Genomic DNA, 21,864 nt, shown 5'->3' with positions numbered 1-21,864 from the left:
CCGCATATGTTTTTGGGCCAAGGATTGGCTGGCACGAACCGTCTCATCTTCAGAGTTCAACAGGCTTCATAGAGATCAGTTATGAAAATCAGCGCCGGCTTCAAAGCAATCAAATCAGCCACAATTGCCGCAGCGCTGCTGGTCACGATGCCAGCCCATGCCAGCGATGACACGACCCGGCTCCTTGCAGAAAATCTTCGAGCGGTGAAGGGCCTTGTTTCCCTGGGTGAACAGATGAAGACGATTGTGACCCCGCAGGATGGATTCACGAAAGCCGACGCCGACCACTGGCATACCGCCATAGACACGGCCTTTGCCCCAACGCTGCTGGAGGTCGATTTTTTTGAAGCTTTCGACGGGACGTTGACCGATGATGCCCGCGAGGCGGCGCTGACCTTCGACACATCGCCGCTTGGCAAGGAGATGTATGAGCTCGTCGAGCAATCGCAGCCCCTCAAAGTGGAAGGCTATCTGGACGATGCACGACGTCTGGTGCAAGAAGCCTCAACCGAGCAGAACTCCAGCCTTGTCGCCCTGTTTGAGGCGCAAGATGGGCCGCAGCGCGCCAAGGGAGTCATGGAGGTTTATTTTCGCGCTATGGTTATCGCCGCCAAGCCGGTGTTCGGGGCAAAACTGGCTGAACAGTGGAAGGCAAGTGCGGCTGAGCTGACCCCGGTTTATGTCGAGGATTATTTCCTGACCAGTGTTTTCATCTATGGCCCTCTGCCAACTGCAAAGCTGGCGGAGTTGGTGGATGTGCTCCGGACTTCTGAAATGCAAGCCTATAACGAACAATCGACGGCAGCGATTTTTGAAGCGCTGAATGCAGCTGTGGACCGGCTGGAAGATGCGTATCAACCGCGCGGCTGACGACTGAATACCGCCAATTCACCTTGATAATGCGACAGTGAGGAAGATAGCAAATGCGCAAGCAAGCCATGGCAGGCATCATTCTCATATTGGCTGGTTTGTTGCCTTTCGCCACGTCGGTCCAGGGACAGGATATTGTCGTTCCTGATGACATTGCCAGCGAATTTTCCGCTACGGCAAAGACCTTCGTTGATACGCTTGATGCGGAGACAGAAAAATTTTCGGTCCGCATCAATCGCTGCCAAGATGCACCATGAAGTATCTGATCACCGATTGCTGCCGAGGCATACACTTGGCAATCAGCGTTGATCCCGCTGAATATCAGGGTTGGTGAACGCGATTTTCAGCCACTGCAACCTGTCGCGCGTCAGCCGTAGAAGACAGTCGAGACGAGCGACGCTTGAAAAGCTGCCACCGCTGGCAGCAGCAGCCTCCGCGTCGCATGTGCTCTCCCGATATGCCATCCAATGCTGCCGGGAAATGCCAAGCCTCGTGCCTGTTTCAGGCTCAATTTCCTGGATCGTGCGTTCGTATTGAGCGCTGAGATCTTCCTCGGCCTGTTGAAGCGCCGTGCTGGTGCAATCGAGCATATCGACTGTAACCCCGCCTGCTGCTTCCATGCATTGGTCGTGGTTGTTTTGCATGGCAAACGAGGGCGCTGCCAGTGAAATCAGCCATAACACGATCACTCCAGATATTGCCCGTTTTCCCATTCCGGAACCGTTGCTGCCGTGCATGACACCCTCATTGTTCAAGCTTGTAAATGCGGGCGCAACGCGACACTTCTGCGCCGCAAGCCGATGCTGTCAGTCGCTTGAAATTGACCCCGCGTCCACACCGTTGTTCGAATGGTGATAAAACTCCGCCATCACAGCATCGTCTGACGCAGTGGAGAAATACCAGAGCGGAATGCTCGCCATCAAACCTTGCGCAAATAGCGCACGCCTCGGTATGAAGAGCATCAGAATGCGCTGCATAGGGGCCAGCCACAAATGGAGTCGCGGTTCGGCCTCGCTGACTCGGAGCGTGACCTTGCCGTTCTTGTTTGTTACCGAAACCTGGCGCCATGTCGCGTCAAGTTGATAACCAACGCTTTGATAGCGCAGCATATTGCCGTCAATCTGGATGGAAGCGTTCCAGTATTCCACGCAGATAAGAATGGCCAGCACCATTGGCAGACCGAATATAAACAAGGGCCACCACGCCAGGCCCGCTTCTATGAATGTCGGCGTGGTCAATGCGGCCGGCACGATGATAAGCACCGGAAAGACAAAGGCGGTCAGCCGCCGCTGCAACGGCAGAAAGTGCCGCACTGTGTCAGCTTCAGGTTTTTGCCGGTGCTGCCCCTGCGTTTGAAACCGCCTCATTGCCGTGGCCCCGCTTCAGTGGAAAATTCGGCGGGCGGCATTTCGGTCAACTGTTCAAGCCGGCCTTCCAGCCGCGCAACAGTGCCGCCATCTGCCACATGGCCGTAATTGGCAAGGAAGTCTTCTATCCGATCACGATGCATTTTATGGCTTACCCAGTTCTGATCCGGGGGAGTGATTTCCCACGCAGCGTCAAGACTGCGCGCCCTGGACTGCCAGACAGCATCGGATTTTTCCGTCACGATTGTGAGATTGGACGGCATAGCTTCGACAAAAGCCACCGTGACCGCGTCGCCGCTTGCTTCCCTGCCGCCGACAAGCTGGGTCGGACCCAACAGCCCGGTCTTGCGAAGAACATAAGCAGGCCGATGGCTGCCATCTTCCGCCTCGACCATCAGATCAAATCTGACATTTTCGCCAAGTTGCGTAGCCCTGCCAATGTTGAACACATGATAGGGCGTGATCTCATGAATGATGGCAGATCGTTGAATTCCGACGGCTTTCAGAAAAGCGGCATTGAGATGAGGCATGGCAATGGCAGCGACAACGCCCAGAGCGAAGCCGCCAACCAGAACCCGGCTTGTCCTGCCTTTGTCATTTCCTGAACAGGCCAGCCGGCCAACCAGATATGACACTGCAACCACTATCAGGGTTGTGACGTAGAAATTCCAGCTCAGGAAACCCAACACTGCCGACAGCAGAGTTTGCATAACCGCTAATTCCGGCCCTGCCGACGCTTCATCAGTTCAGCTTCCTGCTGCCCCAGCTCGAAAGCTTTCTGACGTATCCATTGATTGGCGCTGTTCTCACCATTGCGCTTTGCACGCGCGTTGTATTCCGGCACCAGCGCCTGAACCGCTGCCCGCACCCTTGCCTGTGCGGCGGCATCAAGCTGTACCTGGGCGGCCGGCGCACTTTTCCGAGATTTCGCGCTGCCCGAACCCTGACGGTTGCGCTGGTACTGATCATTGGGAAACAGATATCCAGGACTGGCTGTTGTAACGGATGGAACAAAAACATCCTGTGCGACGGCGGCGGTCGCACCAAACGGCAGCGTGGCCAGAGCCAGGATGACAACGACAGGTTTCAGCATGGTTTTCTCCTTGTTCTAAGGATGAGACGGACCGGATGCACAAGACCTTGGTCGCTGAAGATGCAGCAAGCAAAAAACGACGTGATCGCAAGGTCGTGAATGAAAACAGGCCCGCCAAAAGCGAGCCTCTCTTCAATCCTCGGCAGTCGTTAACGCGGCAGGCCCGGCTGGTCCTCATCCTCGTCGACCGGACCCAGACCGTCATCCTCGTGCGGATATTTCAAGCCGCCGGCGCTGCTCTCGTCGATGTCCTCAGCGTCGCCGCGTTCATCCATCTCGTCAAGGTCTTCCTCGACCTCCCGCTCCATCCCGGCTGAGCTGGCATCATCATCCGACACCACCTCATCCCGCTTCAACGGCTTGCCGTCAGGCAGTTTATCGTTCGGATTGTCACCCACATTGCTCGTTTTGGACATGCTGGCCTCCTTGTTTCGCTGAACAAGGTAAAGTGCCATTCAGCATTCAGGTTCCCAAACTGCGACGAACTGGATGCCCGGGCCTGATTTGCGGAAAAGCTCCGAGACACAAGTCAGCTCGGCTCTTTACCTCACGATGCGAAGCGCTCAAACATCAAGGGCGTGGCATCACGGTAATGAACCTCACCGGTCTGCTCATATCCCACGTTCCGCGCGACATGGAGCGAGGCGACATTTTCAGGATGAATGATGCACACTGAACGTCTCATCGCATGCCGGGATGTCATCCAACGGTGCGCCTCCTGAACAGCCTCTTGTGCGTAGCCTTTGCCGTGCGCGTGCGCAGTGATCATCCAGGCCGCTTCCGGAAAACCATCGAACGCCTCGCCAAAGCCGCGACAAAAATGTGCCAGACCCACTTCGCCAATGAAGATGTTGTCCGCACTTCGGCGCACTGTGAAGACGCCATATCCAAAAGCCGTCCAATGGCCCATTCGCTGCAGCAGTTTCCTCCACACATCTTCGCGGTTTAAAAGCTTTCCGCCAGTGTAACGAGCCATGGTCTCGCCATGGTGCATAACAACGCTGCAGTCAAAATCGTCAATGACAGGAGCGGTCAGGACAAGGCGATCCGTCTCTATCCTTATCGTCATGTCACCTTCCCTCGCTGACCACGAGCTTCAAACCGCATCCGCCCGCAAGGTCTGCGGGCCTGGTTTCAGCATTCGGCTATTTGGCGTCGGGCTGCATGTCAGGTTCGGCAGCGCGAAACGCCGCGATTTCCATGCATGCTGCGTGGATGCGAGCCAGCACCGGCCATTCGCTGTCCGCCAATCCGAACCGGCGGTTGTTGAGAAACTGCGCAAACACGCAGATATCCGCCAGGCCGGGCTGGTCGCCATGACAGAACACGCCGGTTTCCGGTGCAGATGCGACGATCGACTCCAGTGGGTCGAGGGTCGCACGAGTCCAATGGCAGAACCATGCGGCCTGTGCTTCTGTATCCGCGGCAAACGTGCTTTGCAGATAGCGCAGAACCCGCAGGTTGTTCAACGGATGGACCTCGCACGCAATCATGGCGGCAAGTGCCCGCACCCGCGCCCGCCCCGCACTATCGGAGGGCAAAAGTGCAGGCTGTGGAAAGCGTTCGTCCAGATATTCGATGATTGGTAGCGATTGGCGAAGGATCAGGCCGTCAACTTCGAGTGCCGGCACAAGGCCCTGCGGATTGATCGCCAGAAAGTCGGAAGAGCGCTGCTCTGCCGCCCGCAGGTTCCAGGCGACATAATCGTAGTCGAGGCCCTTCATCGCCAGCGCCACCCGCACCCGCACAGAGGTGGAAGAACGGAAGTAGCTGTGCAGGCGGATTTCACTCATGCTCTCGGGCCGATCTGCGTAGTAACCGGCGTCAGCCCCTCGATGGCAACCGTGCAGCGGTCGCCCGGATGCATCGGCCCCACACCTGCCGGGGTGCCGGTGAAGACCAGATCCCCGGGCTGTATCGTGACCGAGGAGGACAATGCCGCGATGATCTCCGGCACGTTCCAGATCATTGTATCAAGCGTGGCATCCTGACGTGTTTCGTCATTGACCGTCAGGGAGATCCGCGTTGATCCCGACAGCGCCTGCCCCGGCATCGGAGTGATCGGCCCCACCACGGCAGAGCGGTCGAAGGCCTTGCTCCAGTCCCATGGCCGCCCCCTGTCGCGCAACGCAAATTGCATATCACGCCGGGTCAGGTCATTGCCGACGGCGTAGCCGTAAACATGGTCAAGCGCGTTTTCGACCGCGATATCCGCCCCCGCCTTGCCGATGGCAATCACCAGCTCCGCCTCGTGGTGGAAGTTCTCGGTCAATGGCGGATAGGCGACTGTTTCGCCATCGTGCACCAGCGCATCAATCGGCTTGGTGAAGAAGAACGGCGCCTCCCGCTCCGGCTGAAAACCCATTTCGCGGATATGGTCTGCATAGTTGCGGCCAACGCAGAAAATGCGGCGCAGCGCAAAAAGACTGTCTACACCAACGACGGGAAGACTCTGAACCGGAAGCGGTGCGAAAATGTAATCCATTATAGTTCTCCCTGCGGTCAGCGAACCGCGATTTCCATTTGTCCGATGCCCGTGATCCGCGCGGTCATCACATCGCCGGGTTTCACCGGTGCGACGCCTTCGGGGGTGCCGGTAAACAGCAGATCGCCCGGCATCAGCGTGTAGAAGGCCGAGGCCTTTTCGATCAGCTCCGCCACATCGCGAAGCAAATTGGCAGTCGATGTCTGTTGACGGGTTTCGCCATTGACCAAAAGATGCAGATCCAGAGCCGAGGGGTTGGGGATTTCATCCGCAGTCACCAGCCAGGGGCCAAGCACGGTGTAGCTGTCGCAGGATTTGCGCATGCTGCGCTCCTGTGTGCCGCGTACGGTCATATCAAGTCCGATGGCATAGCCCGCTACGTAAGACAGTGCCTCATGCCGCGACACCCGGTTTGCGCGGGCACCGATCACCGCGACCAGTTCAATCTCGTGGTCATTGCGCGCCTCGGGGAAGCGGATCACCACCGGATCCGACGCGCCGATCAGCGAGCTTGTGGCCTTGAGAAACAGCCCTGCCTTGTCGATCGGCAGAATATTGGTGCTATGGTGAATCGTGTCATCGGCCAGCGCCTCCTCATGGTGCAGACGATAATTCACCGGGGCAGCCACAATCTTGCGCGGCGAGGCGACGGGCGGCAGCAAGCGCAGGCCTGCCAGTGGTATCGCGGTGGCCGCATCGGCCATCGCTTCGATCCTGCTACGCAGGTCGGGCAGTGCCGCGATCAACGGGTCATGGTCGGGCAGCGGGTAGCGAAACGCAGGCAGCGCCTCCAGAATGCCGGTCACATCGTGAACCACCAGTGCATCTGGCGCACCACGGACCACACCCAAACGATTGTCATCAAATCTGCACAGACGCATCAGAATGCCTTTCCAACAGCGGTTGCCGCGGGCAGAATCTGCCCTTCGCAGCGGCCAAAGCCGATCCGCTGGCCATTCACTTCCCCCCAACCGGTCAGGGTCACGCTGTCGCCATCTTCAAGGAAGATCCGGCTGCCGCCATGCTCCAGCGCAATCTCATCGCGCCCACCCCAGCTTTGCTCCATGAGGCAGCCAAAATTGCCGCGCTCCGGCCCGGAAATGGTTCCGGAGCCGAGCAGGTCGCCGGTCTGCATCCGGCAGCCACAGACTGCGTGGTGCGCCAAAAGCTGCGGCGCGGAATAATAGAGATGCGCGGTATTGGTTTGCACTATACGGCTCGCCTGCGCGGCCCCTTGGGGCGCCAGATGCGCCTCCAGCTTCACATCAAAAAAGTAATCTGCCTCCTCCTGCAAATAGGGCAGCAGTGCAGTATCGCGGGCAGGGCCGGAGCGGCGGCATTGTTCCAACGCAGCGCGGGTCACCACCCAGGGACTGATCGTGGTGGCGAAGGCCTTGGACTGGAACGGGCCAAGAGGCTGCCCCTCCCACCGCTGGATGTCGCGCGCCGACCAGTCATTCAGCAGCACGAATCCAAACAGATGCTCCCACGCCTCGGCCACCGTCAGGGTCTGGCCAAGCTCGGTCGGCAGGGCGACGATTGCTCCGAATTCCACCTCGATATCCAGCCGCTTCGACGGGCCGAATGTTGGCGCACCCTCGCCCATGACCTGCCCGAGAGGACGGCGCACCGGCGTGCCGGAGACCACCACGGTCGATACCCGGCCATTATAGCCGATGGGCATATGTGACCAGTTCGGCGTCAGCGCATTTTCCGGCCCGCGCAGGATCGAGCCCGAATTGAAGGCGTGCTGCCGCCCGGCATAAAAATCCGTATATCCCTTCACCTCCACCGGCAGATGCATCTGCACTGCCGCCAGCGGCAGCACAGCGCGGGCGCGCAAGGCAGCATTTTCCCGCAGATCAGGGCTGCCCCCTTCAGCCAGCAGATCCGTCAGCCTTGCGCGCAGCGCGGCCCATGCCTCTGGCCCCGAGGCCATGAACCGGTTCAGCGAAGGCTGGTCAAAACCGTGATCGCCAGCCGGCAACAACCCGCCCGCTGCCAGTGCGGCCAGATCCAGCACGTGATCGCCAATGGCCACACCGCAGCGCGGGCCATGCCCCGCCGTCGAGAAAACGCCATAGGGCAGATTCGCCAGTGGAAAATCGCACTCCGGAGCCTGTGCCCCGTCGATCCATGAATGTTTCACGCAAACCCTCCCGAGCTTTTGTCTGGCCCCGCGGACTCGATTTCCACATGACCTATCGGCGAGCGACGTTTTCGCCTGCACAGCCAAACTGCATTCAATTTTTACAATTTAATCCTGAAATCAAGCAAAAAATGATTGACTACGTTGAAAATCGTATACACTTTTACCTCGTACCGACCAAAAAGAGAATTGGCGAGGCGGCAGAGGAGTGCCGTGCAGCCCGTGGACAGGCTCGGTGCTTTGGGAGGAGAAAACGATGACTGCCACCGTCAGGAGGCTGCCGCTTTGGCTTGCCACAGGACTTGTCACTTTAGCTGCGCCCGCTTTCGCCCAGGATCTGGGCGAGCCGGTACCGGAACTGAAAATTGCCTATTACGCCGCCGATATGGGGCCGATGTATGAACAATCGGCCCGTGTGCTTTCGGAAGAATGGGCCAAGCTTGGCCTGACGTTCCAGATGCAACCGGTACAGTTCAGCACCTTCATCTCGAACATCATGGTGGGCGGCGGACTGGAAGATATGGCCGTGTTCACCGTCGGCGCTGACCCGGACCGGGTAGACCCGACCTATTGGCTGCATGATCTGGGTGCCTGCGGCGCGCGGCGCAATGGCGCAAAATGGTGCGATGAAGCCTATACCGAGATGGTCAAGGACCAGCGCGAGCTGATCAATCAGGATGAGCGCATTGCCGCCACCCACGCGGCACAGCAACATTTCTATGACACGATGCCATGGTGGCCCGCGACCAATACTGTCTATGGCATTCTTTGGAACAGCCAGAAATGGGAAAACATCACCTCTCCCGCGCCCGTTGCTGCACATGAGGGGCTGATTGACCCGTGGCTTTCGGCAAAGCCGTTGACCGATGACCGCTGGCTCGACTGGGCGCATTACGAAGATGTCACGACCTATAACCCTCTTGCCGAAGAGGGCGCTGTGGGCTGGCTGCGCTTTGTCTATGACACATTCGCCAAGAACAATGCCGAAGGGGAGACAATTCCGTGGGCCGCAAGCGCATGGGAATTCACCGACCCGACAACGTTGAAAATCACTCTGCGCGAGGGGATGAAGTTCCACGACGGCGAAGCGGTGACGGCAGACGACGCAGTGTTCACCCTTAACAAGGTGGTGGAGCTGCAACCCCCTGCAATGTCGTCGCGCATTGCCAATATCGCCTCGGCGGAAAAGGTCGATGACCTGACCTTCAACGTGAAGCTGAAGACCCCGGATGCATCGTTCATAGCGACAGTTCTGCCCTATGCATTCATCCTGCCGGAACATTTGTGGGCGGACTATAGCGGCGATATGGTGGCGCGTGATGTGGTGGCGGATGGCGTGGCTATCGGCAGCGGCCCATTCAAGTTCAAGACATGGCGTGTAAACGAGGTCCACGAACTGGATGCGAACCCCGACCACTTCCATGCCCCTGGCTATGATGGCGTGCGCCGTCTGGCTCTGGGTCAGGCCGATGCTATCCGTTCGGCCATGCTGTCGGGCACTGGCGATATTGCAACCATGGTGCTGCCTGTCGCCGCGATGAGCGATCTGGCAGAGCAGAACGAGCAGCTCGATTTCCTCGAGATTCCGTCGCATGGCACCATGCTCGTCTGGCTCAACAATTCAAAAGAGCCGTTCACCAATGAGGCCTTCCGCAAGGCGCTGCGCATGGCAACCGCCAAGGACCGCGCCGCGATTGAGGGCTGGCTGGGCTTTGCCGTTCCTGCTGGCGAAGGCCCGGTGCCGAAGCAACTGACGATGTGGTACAACAAGGACCTGCCGGAAATTGCGTTCGACATCGAAGCCGCCCGCGCTGCATTGACGGAAGCCGGCTTTGGCTGGGATGCGCAGGGTCGCCTGCACTACCCCAAGAAGTAACTGCTGAACCCTGAGTTCCGGCTCCGTTGTACGGAGCCGGAACGCCGCGTCGCCGGGCCTGTCTGAGGGCAGGCCACAGCCAGCAATTTCGAGCCAGCCAGAGAACCTCATGCGCGCCTATATCCTCCGCCGCCTGGCACAGAGTGTGCTTGTCGTCTGGGCAGTCACCACGATCATGTTTTTCATGTTCCGCGTGATGCCTGCCGATCCGACGGCCCTTCTCCTTGAACGCGGCCTGACCGAAGAGGCCCGTCAGGCCCTGCTGGAGCAATGGGGACTGACTGGCACCCTCTGGGACCAGTATGTTGCCTATCTGGGCAATATCCTGACTGGCAATTTCGGATCGTCCTTCCTCTACCGCAAGCCGGTGTGGGAGGTGCTGACACCGCTGATCGTGAATACGCTGTGGATTGCAGTTCCGGGCTTGCTGCTTGGCGCGGCTCTGGGCGCGGCCATCGGCACCGCTGTCGGCTGGGCCAAACGCGGCGGCAAGCTGGAGCGCTCCGGCATCTTCATGGCAACCGTCATTCGAGGCGTGCCCAATTTCGTGATCGGCATCGCGCTGCTGACCGTGTTCTCCAGCACGCTGGGCTGGTTTCCCGGCTTTGGAATGGGCGATCCCGGCCAGACGACCGGCTTTGCCCGCTACATGACGCTGGATTTCCTGCACCACCTGGCGCTGCCGCTCATTGCCGTCATCATCTATTTCATGCCGGAAAACCTGCTGCTCATGCGCTCCGGCGTGGTTGAGAACCGAACCGAGGACTATATCGAGCTGGTCCGCGCCAAAGGCGTACCGCAACACCGCGTCGCCTGGCATGCCGCACGCAATTCCATGCTGCCATTGATCACCTGGCTGTTTCCGGCACTCGCTGAAACCATCGCAGGCATTGTGGTGATCGAGATCGTCTTCTCCTGGCCCGGCGTCGGGCGCGAACTGGTGCTGGCGGTGACGCGGCAGGATTATCCGGTGGCGCAGGCGGCCTTTTTCCTGCTGGCGGTGATGATCGTGCTGGCAAACCTTGCTGCTGACCTTGTGTATGGCAAACTCGATCCGCGGGTGGTCTATAAATGAACAACATTCAAACCTCCGTCACACCCGCCGCTATTCAGGGCCGCAGCCCGTGGCGTGCCGCCTGGAACTCGCTTCGCCTGGTGATGCAGGACAGTTTTGCCGTTGTCGGCGTCGCGATCCTGATATTGTTCATCATCATCGCGCTGACGGCACCGCTGCTGGCCCCGTTCGATCCTTTCAAGGCAATGATGACGGAAACCGGTCGTCTGGCCCGCCTGCGCCCGCCCTCGGCCGAGTATCTGATGGGCACCACCGCCTTCGGCAATGATGTGCTGAGCCAGTTCCTGTACGGCTTTCGCGTGGCGCTGCTGGTGGGCCTTGTCGCAGCCATCGCCGTCGGTTTCATCTCAACCGTGTTCGGTGTGCTGTCGGGTTATTTTGGCGGCTGGGTCGATGATGTGCTGATGCGGATTACCGACGTCGCGCTGTCGATCCCCACTCTGCCCTTCGCAATCGTCGCTGTGGCTCTGCTGGGGCCGAGTGTCGAGAATATCATTCTCGTGATCACCATACTGTTCTGGCGCAACGGCGCGCGGATTATCCGCTCCGCCGTGCTGACCGAGCGCGAGCGGATCTATGTCAAATGGGCACGCGCCGCCGGGGCGTCGCATTTTCACATCATCATGCGGCATATTCTGCCCAATATCGTGCGGGTGATCTTTCTCTGGGTGACGATGTCGGTGGCCTTCGCCATCCTCACCGAGGCGAGCCTTGCCTTCCTTGGCCTTGGAGACCCCACCGTGATCAGCTGGGGCCAGATGCTGAACACGGCCTTCACCAGCGGCAATCTGCGCACCGCATGGTGGTGGGTGGTCCCGCCTTCCCTTGCTCTCGTGATGCTGGTTTCGGCTCTCTACCTGATCGGCCGCGCCTATGAGGAACAGACCAACCCCCGCCTGAGGAGGCGCTGATGGCAACCGTTGCTACCCCGCGCGCCGGCACCCGGCCCGCCACTGCCGCCACACTGGCCGAGCTGGAGCAGTTGAACCGGCGGCTTGCCACCAAGCCTGCCGCCCGGCTTCAGGTGGAAGGGCTGTCGATCGGCTATTCCACGCTGCGCGGCAGGTTTCACGCGGTTGAAGATATCAGCTTTGAAGTGCCCGCAGGCACCAATCTGGGCCTTGTCGGCGAAAGCGGCTGCGGCAAAAGCACCGTGGTCAAGGCGCTGATGGGCCTGCAACCCGCCGGCACTTATATTGCGGGCCAGGCGCTGCTCGACGGGCAGAATATTCTCGGCCTAAATGACGATGCGCTGCGCGATATCCGCTGGAAACGCATTTCCCTGATCACCCAAAGCGCGATGAACTCGCTTGACCCCGTCTACACTATCGGCGACCAGATCTGTGAAGCGATCCGTGCGCATGAGCGCGTCAGCAAGGCGGTTGCTTGGGCTCGCGCGGAGGAGATGTTCGCGCTTGTCGGTTTGCCCGCCGGGCGGCTTTACGAATTTCCGCATCAGTTTTCCGGCGGGATGCGGCAGCGTGCCGTCATCGCAATGGCGCTGGCGCTCAATGCCGGGATGCTGCTGGCGGATGAGCCTACAACCGCGCTGGACCCGATCATGCAATCGCAGATCATGACCCGCATCCGGGGCATCCATGCCCATATGCGCCGCTCGATGATACTTGTGACCCATGACATCGCCGTGGTCGCCGAGACCTGCGAGAACACCGTGGTGATGTATGCCGGCAAAATGGCCGAAAGCGGACCGACGGCCGACGTGCTGAAACACCCGCTGCACCCCTACACCATGGGGTTGCAGAATGCCTTTCCGCGCCTGCCGGTGCCGGGCGCACCGCGCCAGCCGCTGATCTCTATCCCCGGGGTGGTGCCAAACCTCTTGCTGCCACCGCCGGGCTGCCGCTTTGCCAGCCGCTGCCCCTTTGCCACCGATCTGTGCCGCACCGCTGCACCGCCGGTGGTCCGCCATGGTGCGCAATCCGCCGCCTGCCATTTTACCCACTGCGCGGCAGAGTTTCGTGAGGTCGCTGCCCGTCCCGAAACATGGCGGAATATGGCGCATAACATGAGGGGTGCTGCATGACCGACCGCCCGAGCATCGCCGCCGATGCACCTGCCGTGATCGAGGCGCGCGATCTGAAGACCCATTTCCAAGGCCGAACCGGCATTTTCAGCGCACTCGCCGGGGTGAAGCCTGCCACTGCCCGCGCGCTGGACGGTGTGGATCTTCGCATTCGTGAGCGCGAAATCGTCGGCCTTGTCGGCGAAAGCGGTTGCGGCAAATCCACCCTCGGTATGTCGCTGGTGCGGATGTATCATCCGACCGACGGCCAGATCCTCTATCGCGGTGACGACATAACCAAAGCCGAAGGACGGCGGCTGAAAGACTATCGCCGTCAAGCTCAGATCATTTTTCAGGACCCCTATTCCTCGTTGAACCCGCGCCTGACCATCGGGCAGGTGATTGAGGAGCCGCTGATCATCCACGGCATCGGCAACGCTGCCGAGCGACGCCAGAAGGTGATCAAGGCGATGGAGCTGGTGCGCATCCCCGCCGCCGACAATATGGACCGCTACCCATCCGATCTTTCGGGCGGGCAACGGCAGCGCATCGCCATCGCCCGCGCATTGGTTCTGGAGCCGAAGTTCATCGTGGCGGATGAGCCGGTGTCGATGCTGGATGTGTCGATTCAGGCCAGCGTGCTGGAACTGCTGGATGAATTGTCGCGCGATCTGGGCCTCGCCGTCCTGTACATCTCGCATGATATCGCGACGGTGGGTTATATCTGCAATCATGTCGCCGTGATGTATCTGGGCCGCATTGTCGAAGAAGGCCGGGCCGAGGATATATTGGCCAGCCCGCTGCACCCGTATACTCAGCGCCTGATGGCCTCGATCCCGCGGATGGAACCGGGCGAAACCCCGGAACGGGTGGAACTGCGCGGCGATGTGCCCTCGCCGATGGCAGTGCCGCCGGGCTGCCGGTTTTCGTCACGCTGCCCCTATACCACCGCACTATGCGAGGCGGTGGAACCGGGCCTTTCAGAGCAGCCGGGCGGTCAGCGGGTGCGCTGCCATATCCATGACGACAGCGCCGCGCGCGCTCATCCCGACCTGACGCCACCGCGCGCGGGCCATGTAACCGAAACCGCAGATGCCGGCATTCTTGCCGAAACGTTGGATCACGCCGGATGACCGAACTGAATTTTCACTGGAAACATCTTTCCTTTGCTTCTGGGCAGGCCTTTACCGAAACCTATGGCTTCAATGGCTCGCAGGGGCTGACCAATGTCGAAGGCCTGTTGATCTGCCCATCGGAACGCCCATCGCGGACGCTGCTGATCTTCATGCACCCGGCATCGACGTTGCAACTGCTGCCATTGCCTCAGGCGATGGCGCGGGCAGGATATCATGTGCTGTGCGCAGGCAGCCGCTATCAACGCAACGACACAAGCCTGATCATGGAAAATGTGCTGCTGGATCTGGGCGCATGGGTCCATGCCGCCCGCAGCGACTGGGGTTACGACAAAGTGGTGCTCTGTGGCTGGAGCGGAGGCGGCTCGCTGACCATGCTCTATCAATCACAGGCGGAGCGTCCGACGATCACCACGACGCCGGCTGGCGATCCGGTGGATATCGCCGGTGCAGCGCTGCCCGCCGCCGATGCGGTTCTGAGCCTTGCTGCCCATTCCTCTCGCGCGCTTTTGCTCAGCGAATGGCTGGACCCTTCGGTCACAGACGAGCTGAACCCCGACTGGCGCAACGAGGCACTTGACCTCTATCATCCGGGATATGAGCAGCGCAGCGAACCCTATTCTGCGGATTTTCTGGCCACCTATCGCCTTGCACAAAAAGCGCGGATGGCAGGCATCGACGCTCGCGTTCTGCAAACGCTGGAAGATCTGAAACGCCGGGGCGGCAAGGAGATGGAGCGGGTCTTTGTCACCCACCGCACCATGGCCGATCCGCGCTTTCTCGACCCCACCATTGATCCCAATGGCCGCAAACCCGGCTGGACTTATCTGGGAGCGCCGGAAACCGTGAACAGCGGCCCGGTCGGGCTGGGGCGGGTGTCTACGCTGCGCAGTTGGCTGTCACAATGGTCGCACCAACACACGCGGGCGGATTCGCTGGTGACGGCGCGGGATGTGAGCGTGCCTTTTCTGGCGGTGGAATGCGGCGCCGATGATGCGGTGCCGCAACCTCATACCGCCCGGATATTTGCCGCCGTCGCCTCTCGCGACAAGGACATGCAGGTTGTACCCGAGGCCAATCATTACTTCGTCAACCAGCCTGCCAATCTGGCGGCTGCGGTCAAGCTGATTTGTGATTGGCTGGCATCCCGAAATTTCGGATAAGAGGCAAGCGCAACAGAGACGCAATATGGCAGACGACATTTATTCAAAGATCCGTGCCCTCATTGCCGAGGGGGTCTATATCGGCGGCGACACGATCCCGGAAAGCGAGCTTGCCGCCCGGCTGGGCGTCAGCCGCACGCCTATCCGCGAGGCCATGCGGCGACTTCAGGCCGAGGGCGTTATCCAGCGCGAAGCCTATCGCCGCGCGGTCGTGGTGGAGATAGACCCGAACGAGGTCATCCATATCTTCACCGCCCGCGCCGCATTGGAACCGGTTGCCACCGGCATGGCCGTGGCGAAATCGGATGCGGAATTTGTCGACAGCCTGCGCGACTTTCATAGCCGGATGGATCACGCCATCCACCTGCCAGACCCGGACCGCCGCAGTTACCGAGACTTGAATGCACAGTTTCACCGACGGATATGGAAACAGGGCGGCAATACCATCTTCGCCAATCTGGTCAATCTGGTCGCACGCAACCCTGTGGTCAGCCCAACCTTCAACAGTTGGACACGGGAAGAGCTGATCCGCAGCAATCGTCAGCATGATGATCTGGTGTCAGCCTTCGCTGCAGATGACGGGGATTGGGCCGAAGCTGCCATGGCAGCACATCTGTTCAGCTCCCGCGCGACATATCGGCGTATCAGCGAAGAGAAAGCGCTGGCCACCAGCGGGAGTGATTCAGATGAAATTGACAGAAAAGCTCGGCGCAGAGTCCTCGTAAAGCCCGAGGAAGCATGACATCCGGGAGTCGGATACGATAGCTCTGTAACACTCACAGGCTCAATGTTGATCGCCACACGGCGAAAGAGGGTCGGCCTGCCTCATGCCTTACGGCCCGCGCTGCTCTATCAACAACGGTCGCGCTGGGCCACATCGTCAGCGAAAAATTCAAGCTTTTGATTTTAATGATAATTTTAATGGTACGGTTGAGTGGGTTCGAACCACCGACCTCTGGAGCCACAATCCAACGCTCTAACCAACTGAGCTACAACCGCACACCATGGCAATGCCATGACGTCCACATAAATTCATTCGTCGCAGGACGCAAGCCATTCAACGCGCAAATTCTGGTAAAGCACCGCCATCGCGCCCGAATGGGCGCGATTTTTGCACCGGCAATTGCTGTTCTGACAAGCCTATTTTGGCTTTCCAGCCCGCTCCACCGCCTCTTTTCCCGGGCGCACAACTTCCTGAGCAACCGTGCGCGACAAACTCTGCAGATTTTGCAACTGACCGTTCAGCAATTCCGTCTGCTGCCGGAAATAGCTGGTTTGCAGCTCCACCAGTTCCGCAACGGATTTGACCCGGCCCAGTTTTTCCAGATGGGCAAAGCCCAGATCGGCATTGGTGCGCAAAGCCTCAATTGCCTGTTTGGACAGCGAAAGTGAGCCGCTATGAACATTCTCCAACGTTGATTCCACCGCACGGGTGGCTTCATCGGAATTTGCCTTGAGCACCTGATAGGCCTGCCTTGACTGCGCAACCGCGCGCTCGGCAAGGTTGCTCACCATTTCCTGAAACTTTTCGGGATCCAGCCCCATTGCTGCCTGTGCCCTGGCGATGCTTTCAGGCTCCAGCACCTCTTTGAACGTGTCTTCCATATCGCCAAAAGCCCTGGATGAGGCATCGGCTGCTGTGGGTTTTTGCTTGTCTGCCATTTTCGCTTCCCTCGTTACCGACATTAACCTTGCGATGCGATTGATGCTGCGGGCAATGGATTTGCCCGGTACAAAAGATTATTAACAGAATATCAACCATCTGGATCAATCGTCACTGATAACAAGGGATCTGGCACCATTGTGAATCCACTGGAGATCATGGCCTGGGAAGAAGTGCGGCTGGCTGGTGAAACCGGCTGTGCCGTTGCCGTGCTGACTCCGGAACTGGACCGTATTTCCTGGCTGAACGAAGCGGCTGCCCCCTTGCTGACGGAACCGGAACGCGGGCATGACCCATTGGCACTGCTGCGCGAATTTGCGCCGGCCCTGTCTCGTGATGGCGAAGTAAAGCTGCGCCTTCCCGGCGATTTGCGCAACGGCACTGCCCACGTCACGGTGCGGCTGGCTTTGGCAGTGACCCAGTCGGGCCAGTTGTTTGCTTTGTTGTCCAGTCTGCACCCTGTTAAAGCACCCGATCAAGGGCCATTTCTGGCCCGCAGGCTTCTGCGCGAGGCGGGCATTGCCGGTAAGCCCGCGCTGATAGCCGATGCAAACGGCACTGTGGTGCAAACCGAAAGTCTGCCCGCAGACCGCGCTGAAGAACTGGCCGCGGCAGGTCAGGAGTTTCTGGCCGGACATGACGCTTATCTGGAAATTGCCGATCAGGATCAGCTTCTGGCCTTTGCCCGCCTGAGCAGCAGCCACGCTCTGGTTTGCTACCGTGAGGCGTCGCAACCGCCCTTGCCGGCAGAACAGCCGCCGCTAGCCAAACAGGCTTCAGCGCCTGACCCCGATGCACATGTGACGCCGATGGGGCATCTGGTGCAGAGATGGCATGAACGCTTGTCTGAGCGGGCAGATATTCTGCGTGAGATGGCCGCTGAATCGCGCGAAAAGCTTGTTCGCTCAGCCAGGGCCGTCCCGTCATCGCAACCGCCCCGACAACCAGCCTCCGAAATCCCCTTGCCCCCGGCTTCAACGCACAAGCTGGCAGATGGGCCTGTGCGCTTTGCGTGGAAAATTGATGCTGATTATCGCTTTGAATCGGTTGGCTCCGAACTGGCGCAGGTTGTTGGCGCTTCAGCCGAAGGGTTGGAAGGGCGGCCATTCAGCGAGGTAGCTGATCAGCTGAACCTCGACCCGAAAGCCGAGATTGCGCAACTTCTCGCAGCGCGAACCACATGGTCGGGACGAATTGTTCATTGGCCCATTGGAGGAACAGACCGCAAAGCCGTTGTGGAATTGGCCGCTTTACCGGTGTTCGGCAAGGGCGCTGAGTTTGAGGGCGTTCGCGGCTTCGGCACCATTCGGTCTGAAATTGTTGAAGACCCGCACAGCCCGGCATTTGAGGAAAAGGCGCTCAGCGACGCTGAAGCTGAAGCCTTTGCCAGCATTGGCGCGCATCTGCGGATCGAGGCGCCGCCGCAACCGGCGCTGCCTGATGAAATCCGTCTATTGCTGGAAGCCATGCCAGTGGCAGTTCTTCTGCAATTGCGGGACCAGCTCGTCTTTGCCAATCACAGTTTTCTGAAGCTTGCAGCATTCGACAGTGTAGAACACCTGACCGAAAGCGGCGGGCTGGAATATCTGATGGCCGAGCCTGATCAGATTCCCGATGATTTGCAGCACATCAGGATACAGCGGGCCGATGGCAGCCTTGCCCGGGCATCCTGCCAGATGCAGAGGCTGCAACTGGACGGCCAGTCCTACCTTGCGTTTCTGTTTCAGAAACCGGTTCAGATTGAAGCGGATGCAGAAGATGCCGGAGAGTTGCGCGCGGTGCTGGACACCGCCGCGGATGGCATTCTGCTGCTTTCCGAAGACGGCCTGGTTCGCAGCATGAATGGCTCTGCAGAAGCGCTTTTTGATGTGGCAGCCGGGCAATGTCTGGGCAAGCCGCTGACCGATCTGATGGCGCAGGAAAGCCGGCAGACTGTGAATGACTACCTGTCCTTGTTGCGCGATGGCGGCTTTCCCGGCTTGATGAATGATGGGCGGGAAGTCATGGGACAGGTTGCCCAAGGGGGCCTGTTATCTTTGTTCATCACCATTGGCCGGCTGGGTGCCGGACGCGGCTGGTGCGTTGTCATCCGCGATATTGGTCACTGGAAACGCATTGAAGAAGAATTGATAGCAGAGCGGGGCAAGGCGGAAGATGCCAGCCTTTTGAAAAGCCGCTTCCTGACCAATATGAGTCATGAACTGCGCACTCCCTTGAACGCTATTATCGGTTTTGCCGATGTCATGGCTTCAGAAAGCTTCGGGCCGATTGGCAATCCGCGCTATGTGCAATATCTGCACGACATCAAGAAATCCGGTCATCACCTTCTGGATCTGGTGAATGACCTTCTCGACATTTCCAAAATTGAAGCAGGCAAGGCCCATCTGGACTTTCAGCCTGTATCAATTGCCAGCGTAATTTCCGACGCTGTGGCGCTGATGCAGACACAGGCAGGACGTGCAAAGGTCATATTGCGCACCAATCTTCCGGCATCTCTGCCAGAGGTGGTCGCCGATCAGCGCTCAATCAAACAGATTGCACTCAATGTCCTGTCGAATGCCATTCGTTTCACGCCATCGGGCGGCCAGGTTCTGGTGTCTGTCAGCCAGGGGAATTCGGGCGAGATTTCGTTGCGGTTCCGCGATACCGGAATTGGCATGAACAGCGATGAGATTGTGCAGGCGATGACGCCGTTTCAACAGGTCAATACCACATCGCGCGAGCGAGGTGATGGTACAGGCCTGGGCCTTTCACTGACCAAGGCGCTGGTGGAGGCCAATTCTGCCAGTTTTACCATTCATTCAGTTCCAGGCGAAGGCACTCTCGTAGAGGTGACATTTCCACCACAGCGTGTATTAACGCGCTAGAGCGTTTCTTGCCGAAGCGGAATCGTTTCAACGGCAGGGCAATGCGGCAGACCATGAGCTGAAGCACCAAAGCGTGGCGAATTCACAGGAAGCGAACACTGTTATTCAGTGTTTGTTCACTATGTTTCTGCCATAATCGCAAGGTTTACAGCAATTCCCGGCCCAGAAACCCCACGCCATTCTGCTGGGAAACGATAGAATAGAACGGAAAGCACTTGCTGCCTGACTTCCCCTCTTCTTCGCAGACACAACGCCCATGGCGTAAAAGGCGTCTGTTTGCGCTGGGTGTGGGGCTGTGTTTGCTGGCAGGCCTGGCTGCTTTGCTTGTTCTGGCCAATTCCAGTCTGTCCTTGAATGTCGACAAAGCCAGATCCAACCTTGAATTGCAGTTGCAGCAATTGACCGGGCAGGCTGTGTCTGTCGCCGGGGAAACCAGCTTTGAGCTATTGCCCCGGCCTGTCGTTCGATTGAGTGACGTGCGCATCGGCAGCGCGGACGACAAGCGCGCCATGACTGTCACTCAGGTTGTGGCGCAGTTCAATCTGCTGGACGCACTTGTCGGGCGCAGTGAGGTTTCCCGCCTGACATTGATACGGCCAGAGCTGGACACCAGGCAAACCCCGGTCGCCGCACCTTCCGAAGGGCCTGGAGGACAGGATACACTGCCTGAACAGGCCCAGGTCAACGAAACCAGCGACATGCTGACCAGCTATCTGCGCTCTTTCTTTGAACGCTTTGATGGCATTCGCAGGGTTGAGCTGCGCGATGGCCTGTTTCGTTTTCAAACTGGCGGTCATACTCTTTCCAGTGTGAACATCGACCTGGACTGGCCAGGAAAAGACCGCACGGCTGAACTTGCGGGTTCATTTGTCTGGAATGGCCAGTCAGCCGAGCTGAACCTGCAAGTCAGCGATCCGGCAAAGTTTCTGGAAGGGCAGACCAGCCCCCTGCGAATGACTATGAGCAGCCCCCTGCTGGATATAGGCTTCAACGGCAATGGTGCTTACGGCAATTCGGCCACCCTGGAAGGTCGTTTGCGGGTTTCCACCCCCTCACCCACTCGCGCGGCGCGCTGGCTGGACCTGACTTCCGGCCCGATGCCCGAACTAGGCGCACTGCAGTTTGAAACCAACCTCAACTTTGCCGAAAACCGTGCAAAGCTTGAAGAAGCGAAAGTCAATCTGGGCCAGACCCCCGGCCGCGGCGCAATCGAGTTGCGCTTTCATGAAGATGCAAAGACCGAGTTGACTGGCACAATCGCTTTTGAAGAATTGGATCTGGCCGCCGTGGGCAACGCAATTGCCCCTCTGCCAACCAATATTCTGAACCTGCAACGGCGCATCAACTGGAGCTTTGTGCAGGCTCTGAATATGGATTTGCGCCTTTCTGCCCGCACGGTCAGCATTGCCGAGCTGCAATTGCAGGATCTGGCAGCCACAGTCAAATTTGCCAATGGAACGGCTATTCTGGACCTTGGTGATGCCGTTCTGGCGGGTGGTCGGGCGCAAGCGCGCTTCACTCTGCCGACAGAAAGCTTTCCGCCAGTGCTGAAAGGCAAGGTGAATTTTCAGGGGGTGGACGCATCCGTTCTGTCCAACACTTTGAGCAATGGCGCAATGCGGCTTTCCGGTATTACCGGACTTGTGGCCGATGTGGAAATTCCGGTGACAGACTGGCAAAGCATTGTTCAGGGTAACAGCGCCACCATCGACATGACAATCGTTGCGGGAGCAGCGGGCGGCTTGCCTGCCATCGTTCCGGTGGAAAACAATTCGCAAGAAATTGCCTTGCAGCAGAACAGCTCTCCCGTTTCGTTCGAAAAGCTGGAAGCACGGCTGACAAATGCCGGAACAGCCACGTGGATAGACGCACTGCGCGTTGAAACCGCCACTGGCCGATTTGACATGAATGGCGTGGCAACCATGGGCGATGAGAGCATTCTGCTCGACGGAGCCTTTTGGCCCGAGCCAAATCAGGTGAGCGATACATCCGCCGCGTTCACTTCATCGAAACCCATCGAGTTTAACATACAGGGCAAGTGGCCCACGCCGGAGCTGAAAATCGCCCCCCGGTCGACGCCGATGTAACCGCGACTGGAAA

General features: G+C 58.9%; 22 protein-coding genes and 1 tRNA gene. 11 read left to right on the top strand and 12 right to left on the bottom strand.

Features of this window, described 5'->3' with window-relative positions; translation table 11 throughout:
• Positions 1-81: 81 nt before the first annotated feature.
• On the top strand, positions 82-870 hold the full coding sequence (locus tag FPY71_RS01535) for a hypothetical protein (protein ID WP_149296951.1): 789 nt from the start codon (positions 82-84) through the stop codon (positions 868-870).
• 53 nt (positions 871-923) lie between these two features.
• Positions 924-1,127: a hypothetical protein gene (locus FPY71_RS01530; RefSeq protein ID WP_149296949.1), complete on the top strand. Its 204-nt coding sequence runs from the start codon at positions 924-926 to the stop codon at positions 1,125-1,127.
• Between the two features lie 42 nt (positions 1,128-1,169).
• Here FPY71_RS01530 and FPY71_RS01525 read toward each other — a convergent pair whose 3' ends face one another.
• From FPY71_RS01525 to fahA, 10 genes are all read right to left on the bottom strand, one after another.
• The gene (locus FPY71_RS01525) at positions 1,170-1,553 is read right to left on the bottom strand and encodes a lysozyme inhibitor LprI family protein (RefSeq protein WP_188052170.1); all 384 of its coding nucleotides are present in this window, start codon (positions 1,551-1,553) and stop codon (positions 1,170-1,172) included.
• Positions 1,554-1,676: 123 nt separating this feature from the next.
• A complete protein-coding gene (locus FPY71_RS01520) occupies positions 1,677-2,165 on the bottom strand; it encodes a hypothetical protein (protein ID WP_149296944.1) in 489 nt (162 codons plus the stop codon).
• Positions 2,166-2,233: 68 nt separating this feature from the next.
• Positions 2,234-2,947 (bottom strand): hypothetical protein, encoded by a 714-nt coding sequence (locus FPY71_RS01515; protein ID WP_149296942.1) that lies wholly within the window; start codon positions 2,945-2,947, stop codon positions 2,234-2,236.
• Positions 2,948-2,952: 5 nt separating this feature from the next.
• Positions 2,953-3,330 carry a hypothetical protein gene (locus FPY71_RS01510; RefSeq protein ID WP_149296940.1) on the bottom strand — a complete coding sequence of 126 codons (378 nt, stop codon included), beginning with the start codon at positions 3,328-3,330 and terminating at the stop codon, positions 2,953-2,955.
• A gap of 149 nt (positions 3,331-3,479) precedes the next feature.
• Positions 3,480-3,746, bottom strand: coding sequence for a hypothetical protein (locus FPY71_RS01505; RefSeq protein WP_149296938.1), 267 nt, complete (start codon positions 3,744-3,746; stop codon positions 3,480-3,482).
• Positions 3,747-3,877: 131 nt separating this feature from the next.
• Entirely contained in the window at positions 3,878-4,399 is a 522-nt protein-coding gene (locus tag FPY71_RS01500; RefSeq protein WP_149296936.1) for a GNAT family N-acetyltransferase, read from the bottom strand.
• Positions 4,400-4,475: 76 nt separating this feature from the next.
• Entirely contained in the window at positions 4,476-5,123 is a 648-nt protein-coding gene (maiA, locus tag FPY71_RS01495; RefSeq protein ID WP_149296934.1) for a maleylacetoacetate isomerase, read from the bottom strand.
• Entirely contained in the window at positions 5,120-5,815 is a 696-nt protein-coding gene (locus FPY71_RS01490; RefSeq protein WP_149296931.1) for a fumarylacetoacetate hydrolase family protein, read from the bottom strand. Before FPY71_RS01490 ends, maiA begins: the two co-directional genes overlap by 4 nt.
• A gap of 17 nt (positions 5,816-5,832) precedes the next feature.
• Complete coding sequence (locus FPY71_RS01485) at positions 5,833-6,696, bottom strand: fumarylacetoacetate hydrolase family protein (protein WP_149296929.1); 864 nt, start codon at positions 6,694-6,696, stop codon at positions 5,833-5,835.
• The gene (gene fahA, locus FPY71_RS01480) at positions 6,696-7,964 is read right to left on the bottom strand and encodes a fumarylacetoacetase (RefSeq protein ID WP_210246225.1); all 1,269 of its coding nucleotides are present in this window, start codon (positions 7,962-7,964) and stop codon (positions 6,696-6,698) included. Before fahA ends, FPY71_RS01485 begins: the two co-directional genes overlap by 1 nt.
• 256 nt (positions 7,965-8,220) lie before the next feature.
• Between fahA and FPY71_RS01475 the strand changes: the two genes are divergently transcribed.
• From FPY71_RS01475 to FPY71_RS01445, 7 genes are all read left to right on the top strand, one after another.
• On the top strand, positions 8,221-9,840 hold the full coding sequence (locus tag FPY71_RS01475) for an ABC transporter substrate-binding protein (RefSeq protein WP_149296927.1): 1,620 nt from the start codon (positions 8,221-8,223) through the stop codon (positions 9,838-9,840).
• A 109-nt stretch (positions 9,841-9,949) separates the two neighbouring features.
• The gene (locus FPY71_RS01470; RefSeq protein ID WP_149296925.1) at positions 9,950-10,915 is read left to right on the top strand and encodes an ABC transporter permease; all 966 of its coding nucleotides are present in this window, start codon (positions 9,950-9,952) and stop codon (positions 10,913-10,915) included.
• Positions 10,912-11,826 (top strand): ABC transporter permease, encoded by a 915-nt coding sequence (locus FPY71_RS01465; RefSeq protein WP_149296923.1) that lies wholly within the window; start codon positions 10,912-10,914, stop codon positions 11,824-11,826. Before FPY71_RS01470 ends, FPY71_RS01465 begins: the two co-directional genes overlap by 4 nt.
• On the top strand, positions 11,826-12,959 hold the full coding sequence (locus FPY71_RS01460; RefSeq protein ID WP_149296921.1) for an ABC transporter ATP-binding protein: 1,134 nt from the start codon (positions 11,826-11,828) through the stop codon (positions 12,957-12,959). Before FPY71_RS01465 ends, FPY71_RS01460 begins: the two co-directional genes overlap by 1 nt.
• Complete coding sequence (locus FPY71_RS01455; protein WP_149296918.1) at positions 12,956-14,071, top strand: ABC transporter ATP-binding protein; 1,116 nt, start codon at positions 12,956-12,958, stop codon at positions 14,069-14,071. Before FPY71_RS01460 ends, FPY71_RS01455 begins: the two co-directional genes overlap by 4 nt.
• Positions 14,068-15,234 carry an alpha/beta hydrolase family protein gene (locus FPY71_RS01450; RefSeq protein WP_149296916.1) on the top strand — a complete coding sequence of 389 codons (1,167 nt, stop codon included), beginning with the start codon at positions 14,068-14,070 and terminating at the stop codon, positions 15,232-15,234. Before FPY71_RS01455 ends, FPY71_RS01450 begins: the two co-directional genes overlap by 4 nt.
• A 25-nt stretch (positions 15,235-15,259) precedes the next feature.
• A complete protein-coding gene (locus FPY71_RS01445) occupies positions 15,260-15,976 on the top strand; it encodes a GntR family transcriptional regulator (protein ID WP_149296913.1) in 717 nt (238 codons plus the stop codon).
• A 180-nt stretch (positions 15,977-16,156) separates the two neighbouring features.
• On the opposite strand, the gene FPY71_RS01440 is transcribed toward FPY71_RS01445, so the two are convergent.
• A tRNA-His gene (locus FPY71_RS01440) sits at positions 16,157-16,233 on the bottom strand.
• A gap of 141 nt (positions 16,234-16,374) precedes the next feature.
• On the bottom strand, positions 16,375-16,896 hold the full coding sequence (locus tag FPY71_RS01435) for a phasin family protein (protein ID WP_246160086.1): 522 nt from the start codon (positions 16,894-16,896) through the stop codon (positions 16,375-16,377).
• A 159-nt stretch (positions 16,897-17,055) separates the two neighbouring features.
• Here FPY71_RS01435 and FPY71_RS01430 point away from each other — a divergent pair, with 159 nt between their 5' ends.
• Positions 17,056-19,764, top strand: coding sequence for a PAS domain-containing sensor histidine kinase (locus FPY71_RS01430; protein ID WP_149296911.1), 2,709 nt, complete (start codon positions 17,056-17,058; stop codon positions 19,762-19,764).
• 215 nt (positions 19,765-19,979) lie between these two features.
• On the top strand, positions 19,980-21,851 hold the full coding sequence (locus FPY71_RS01425; protein ID WP_149296909.1) for an AsmA family protein: 1,872 nt from the start codon (positions 19,980-19,982) through the stop codon (positions 21,849-21,851).
• Positions 21,852-21,864: the final 13 nt, after the last annotated feature.

Origin of the sequence: Aureimonas fodinaquatilis (assembly GCF_008369445.1) — a bacterium.
Classification (GTDB): domain Bacteria; phylum Pseudomonadota; class Alphaproteobacteria; order Rhizobiales; family Rhizobiaceae; genus Aureimonas; species Aureimonas fodinaquatilis.
The sequence above is the reverse complement of the archived record's forward strand: the minus strand, read 5'-3'. Positions and strand labels throughout refer to the sequence as shown.